At 38.2% G+C, this 830-nt stretch carries 2 protein-coding genes; both read right to left on the reverse strand.

Annotated elements, in window-relative coordinates; all coding sequences use genetic code 11:
* The coding region (locus ACFINU_RS10145) for a hypothetical protein (RefSeq protein ID WP_375619038.1) at positions 1–446 on the reverse strand (446 nt) is incomplete at its 3' end.
* A gap of 10 nt (positions 447–456) precedes the next feature.
* On the reverse strand, positions 457–830 hold a 374-nt coding region (gene ssb, locus ACFINU_RS10150; RefSeq protein WP_375619037.1), incomplete at its 5' end, for a single-stranded DNA-binding protein.

An 830-nucleotide genomic window follows, 5' to 3' on the forward strand; every position in this document is an offset into this window, starting at 1 on the left:
TGTAATGCGGCATGAAGGTTATATTGACGGTGTAAACATTGAGCTTCTTGAACAACATCTTTTACAGCTAAAAGATGTTCTGTTGCCTTCTGTACCCATTTCTCTCTTGCTCCGTTATCAGAAGTTGTAGGCATTTCATCATAAATTGCATTTGGTAAGGCTTTTGCACATAGGTAATTGTTTTTCACTTCAAAATATTTTTGTGCAGCATCATACTGATCTTGATTAATCACACCTTGCAGATAAAGCCGTCCGATATAAGTAGCGGAAAGCGGATTTTTAGCATCTTCTATGGTCAAACCAAATCGCTTGGCACGCATTTCAATTGCCAATTTATCAATCGGTTCACGCGGTATTTTTGCTCGCGAGATACGACCATTTGGTTCTCTGATACATCCTTTAATCCGAGGACGACCACGTTTTGCACGTTTTTTTCTTTTTGACATATTTTTTCAATCAGAATGGGACGCTATCGTTAAGAGCGGTTCTATAATCTTGAGCACCTGAAGCGATAGCATAACTTTGAGAAGTAACGGAAGAAGGGGCAGATTGATCTTTCTTTGCATCAAGCAAATACAACTCGCCTTTGAATTGTGGTAAAATAATCTCTGTTGTGTAACGGTCATGCCCATTTTTATCTTGCCATTTGCGTGTCTGTAATTTGCCTTCTACGTAAACCTTTGAACCTTTGTTGAGGTATTGAAGTGCAATTTTTGCCAAATGTGGATTAAAAATCACCACGGAGTGCCATTCAGTTTTCTCTACTTTTTGATGAGTATTTTTATCCGTATAGCTTTCAGAAGTTGCCATACGAAAATTGACTATTTCTG

Origin of the sequence: Bartonella sp. AC130YNZD (assembly GCF_042196865.1) — a bacterium.
Lineage (GTDB): Bacteria > Pseudomonadota > Alphaproteobacteria > Rhizobiales > Rhizobiaceae > Bartonella.